Raw genomic sequence first — 3,304 nt, 5'->3', positions numbered from 1 at the left:
CCCCCCCCCCCCCCCCCCCACGGCACTTGGAAGAGGCGGTCGGCGAAGTGGCGTGAGTCGTCCGACCACGGCAGTGGAGCCTTGCTGCGTTATGACGACCGCATGGCGCCGGTATCTCTGGGTGTCGTATCCCCGGGCTCGGTGTTGGGGGGTGCTCGGGGACGTTCAATCGGCGTGGCCGTAGACGTTCTGACACATCCCTGATCACCACCTCGCCGATAGCCTCGACGCCCACCGACGCATGTACTTACGGAACGGCTCGAACGGCTCTTCCGGCGCTCCGTTCGCAGCCGGTCGTCACCGCAAGCGTCCTCGATGGCGCCTGTAGCCAGGGGCCGCCGCCCGAACGGCGACTGGAGTGAGGCGCGGCCCGTCCTGCAGCCTCTTCCCCAAGGTCTTCCGACTTGAGAAGATCAAGCGGTGACGAGCATGCTCGGTGGTTTCGATATCCGCGACGTTACCGTCGACGGGGTAGCCGTCCATGCGCTGGTCGGAGGGGCCGGACCGCCCGTACTGCTCCTGCACGGCTACCCGCAGACGCACGCGATGTGGCACCGTGTGGCGCCGGCCCTGGCACGCGATCACACCGTCGTCGCGGCCGATCTACGCGGCTACGGTGATTCCGCCAAGCCCGCCGGTGGACCCGACCACGCCGAGTACAGCAAACGGGCGATGGCCGCCGATCAGGTCGGCTTGATGGACATGCTCGGGTACGAGCGGTTCGCCGTTGTGGGCCACGATCGAGGGGCGCGAGTGGCGCACCGGATGTGCCTGGACCATCCTGAACGGGTCACACGGGCCGCCATGCTGGACATCGTGCCCACCAGGCATATCTTCGCCAACGTCGACCGTGATCTCGCCCACGGCTATTACCACTGGTTCTTTCTCGCCCAGGCACCGGACCTGCCCGAACGCCTCATCGGCGCCGACCCGGAGTACTACCTGCGGCGCAAACTGGCCCAGTGGTCCGCCGACACCGCATCATTCGCGCCCGAGGCGGTCGCTGAGTACGTCCGGTGCTTCTCTGACCCGGCGACGATCCACGCCAGCTGCGAGGACTACCGCGCCGCCGCCACGATCGACCTGGAACACGACGACGCCGATGCCGCCGCAGGCCGGCGAGTCGAGTGCCCCGTGCTCGCACTGTGGGGATCCCGCGGCTTCGTCGGAGGCCACTACGACGTCGTGGCCGTCTGGCGCGACTACGCCGCCGACGTACAAGGAACCAGCGTGGACTCAGGCCATTTCCCTGCCGAGGAAGCCCCCGACGCCACCACCCGCGCCCTCACCGACTTCCTGATGGACTGAGTCAGCCCACCCCACCCGACTTGATCCGCCCGAGCAGGTCAGCGAGGTCGCTGCGGGTGAGCGTCAGCCGTGGCCCGTCGGGGTTTCTGGAGTCACGGATGAGGGTGGTGCCAGCGATGCTGACCGAGACTTCGACGCATTCGCCTTGGCTGTGGCTGCTCTTCCGCCACTGAATCATCCCATGCCGCCTGCCTTGATGTGCTTGAGCAGGTCAGTGAAGCCGTCGCGGGTGAGTATCAGCCGTGGTCCGTGGGAGTCCTTGGAGTCGCGAATGAGAGTGGTGTCTGCAAGATTGGTCGAGACCTCGACGCACTCACTGTTAACTCCGCCTTGGCTGTGGCTGCTCTTGCGCCAGTGGATCATCTCGCATCGCCTCCATCGTCTGTCTGATCAGAGCCCGGGAAGCGTCTTCTGGCAGGGCCTGGCCTCTGATCTGGTCGAACCGTAGCCCAAGTCCAGCTGCTTCGGCCGGATCTTCTATCAGTCTCCCACCGAACTGGGCCTCAACGTAACCGGCAGTTCGATTCTCTTGCTTGGCGAGAAGTACCAGTGCTCCTTCGAAGCCGAAATACCAGCCAGTCTCGTCGCTGACGATTTGGATCGAGACATTCGGAAGCTCGCTCATTGAAATGAGGTGCCGGAGTTGTTCCCTCATTACTCTCGCCCCGCCGACCGGACGTCGAATAGCCGTTTGGTCTAGAATGCCGAAAAAATATGACGGCGAGAGTCCGCGCGTGAGTATCTCCTGGCGTGCCCCTCGTTTGGCGACCATTTCGTCATTCATATTTTGCTCGTATGCTATTGCTCGCATGTAGTCTTCGGTTTGAAGTAGACCTGGAATGTAGAGTGGCTGGAATGTTCGAATTTGATTCGCCTCGAGTTCGTGGGTGATGTAGGTCTCGAACCACTCGTTGACGTGCTGCTTGTGGGCGTGGGCCCACTGGCCCTGGAAGAGCTCCTCCGTGCCGAAGTACTCGTCGAACTTCCTGCAGGTGTCGAGGTCGGGGAAGTTCCGCTGGGTCTCGTACGCGGTGATGCTCTCCCTTGAGAGATACAGCTCCTTGGCGAGCTTCTCCTGGCTGTCACCCTTCAGGATGCGCATGATCCGGAGGGTGTAGGCGAGCTGGGAACGGAGGCTGTCGCGGGGGTCTATGTGGTTGGATGGGGGCATTTGGGGGGACCTCCTGTTCGGTATAGCGGCGCGTACCACGCCATTGTGTTCCCACGGTACGACTTCTTCGTCAGGCTGAGGAGCCAGAACGCACAAAGGCCCACTCGAAGCGAAATGACGATCATGTATCAGGAACAATTCCCGGCCGAATCTGGCCCTTGTCAGCTGTCGGTGGAACGGTCCGTGCTGGCGGTTCCGTCGTCGGGTGGGTTGCTGCGCGACCTGGCGGAGGTCCATCTGCGGAAGTGGGGTCTCGGCGAGCTGGCCGACGACGTGCTTCTGGTGGTCTCGGAGCTGGCGACCAACGCCATCGCGGCCTCGCCCGGGACGCTCATCGGGTTCCGGATGATGCGGTGGCTGGCGATGATCGCCGTCGAGGTCCAGGACTCCAGCACGGAACGCGTCGTACGAAGAGAGCCCATGACGCTGGACGAGTCGGGCCGCGGCCTGTGGATCGTGGAGCAGATCGCGCGGCACTGGGGGCAGCGCGCGGAGCCGGACGGGACGAAGACCGTCTACGCGCTGCTGGACCTGCCCTGAAGCTCCTCCGGGCGGATGGTGCGACGACCGTTTCCCCCCGTGCGGTCGTACGGCACAGCGGCTCCGCTCGGAGGCCGGGGCGTCCCTCGGGATAGACGTACGCGCGTTCGCCGCGTGCTTGGGGTGTTGATTCGTGGCGTGTTCGCCTGAACGCCCATGGCGATGTCAAGCGGCTGTTGCAACGAGGAATTGGTTGAGGGCTTGGGCTGGGGTTTTCCAGTCCAGGGTCTGGCGGGGTCGTGCGTTGAGTTCGCGGGCGACCTCGTCCAGGTCGTGTTGGGTGTG

5 protein-coding genes are annotated in these 3,304 nt (G+C 64.2%); 2 read left to right on the top strand and 3 right to left on the bottom strand.

What is annotated here, in order from left to right; translation table 11 throughout:
- Positions 1-429 precede the first annotated feature (429 nt).
- Positions 430-1,308, top strand: coding sequence for an alpha/beta fold hydrolase (locus tag ACH34Q_RS46880; RefSeq protein WP_395989756.1), 879 nt, complete (start codon positions 430-432; stop codon positions 1,306-1,308).
- Between the two features lies 1 nt (position 1,309).
- On the opposite strand, the gene ACH34Q_RS46875 is transcribed toward ACH34Q_RS46880, so the two are convergent.
- From ACH34Q_RS46875 to ACH34Q_RS46865, 3 genes are read right to left on the bottom strand one after another with little or no spacing between them, the layout of a single operon-like run.
- Complete coding sequence (locus ACH34Q_RS46875) at positions 1,310-1,486, bottom strand: DUF397 domain-containing protein (protein WP_395989755.1); 177 nt, start codon at positions 1,484-1,486, stop codon at positions 1,310-1,312.
- Positions 1,483-1,671, bottom strand: a complete 189-nt coding sequence (locus tag ACH34Q_RS46870) for a DUF397 domain-containing protein (RefSeq protein ID WP_395989754.1) — start codon at positions 1,669-1,671, stop codon at positions 1,483-1,485. The genes ACH34Q_RS46875 and ACH34Q_RS46870 overlap by 4 nt, the downstream gene beginning before the upstream one ends.
- Positions 1,628-2,410: a Scr1 family TA system antitoxin-like transcriptional regulator gene (locus ACH34Q_RS46865; protein ID WP_395989753.1), complete on the bottom strand. Its 783-nt coding sequence runs from the start codon at positions 2,408-2,410 to the stop codon at positions 1,628-1,630. Before ACH34Q_RS46865 ends, ACH34Q_RS46870 begins: the two co-directional genes overlap by 44 nt.
- Positions 2,411-2,662: 252 nt before the next feature.
- On the opposite strand from ACH34Q_RS46865, the gene ACH34Q_RS46860 reads away from it, so the two are divergent.
- Positions 2,663-3,019 carry an ATP-binding protein gene (locus tag ACH34Q_RS46860; protein ID WP_395989752.1) on the top strand — a complete coding sequence of 119 codons (357 nt, stop codon included), beginning with the start codon at positions 2,663-2,665 and terminating at the stop codon, positions 3,017-3,019.
- The last annotated feature ends 285 nt before the right edge of the window (positions 3,020-3,304 follow it).

This window comes from Actinomadura sp. 9N407 (assembly GCF_044326315.1).
GTDB lineage: Bacteria > Actinomycetota > Actinomycetes > Streptosporangiales > Streptosporangiaceae > Spirillospora.
Note: the sequence above shows the minus strand (reverse complement) of the source record. Positions and strands in the feature narration are given on the sequence as shown.

Bases quoted from the DNA above. Each gene is read 5' to 3' on its own strand.
- ACH34Q_RS46880 (WP_395989756.1), top strand. From the start codon at position 430: ATGCTCGGTGGTTTCGATATCCGCGACGTTACCGTCGACGGGGTAGCC.
- ACH34Q_RS46875 (WP_395989755.1), bottom strand. From the start codon at position 1,486: ATGATTCAGTGGCGGAAGAGCAGCCACAGCCAAGGCGAATGCGTCGAA.
- ACH34Q_RS46865 (WP_395989753.1), bottom strand. From the start codon at position 2,410: ATGCGCATCCTGAAGGGTGACAGCCAGGAGAAGCTCGCCAAGGAGCTG.
- ACH34Q_RS46870 (WP_395989754.1), bottom strand. From the start codon at position 1,671: ATGATCCACTGGCGCAAGAGCAGCCACAGCCAAGGCGGAGTTAACAGT.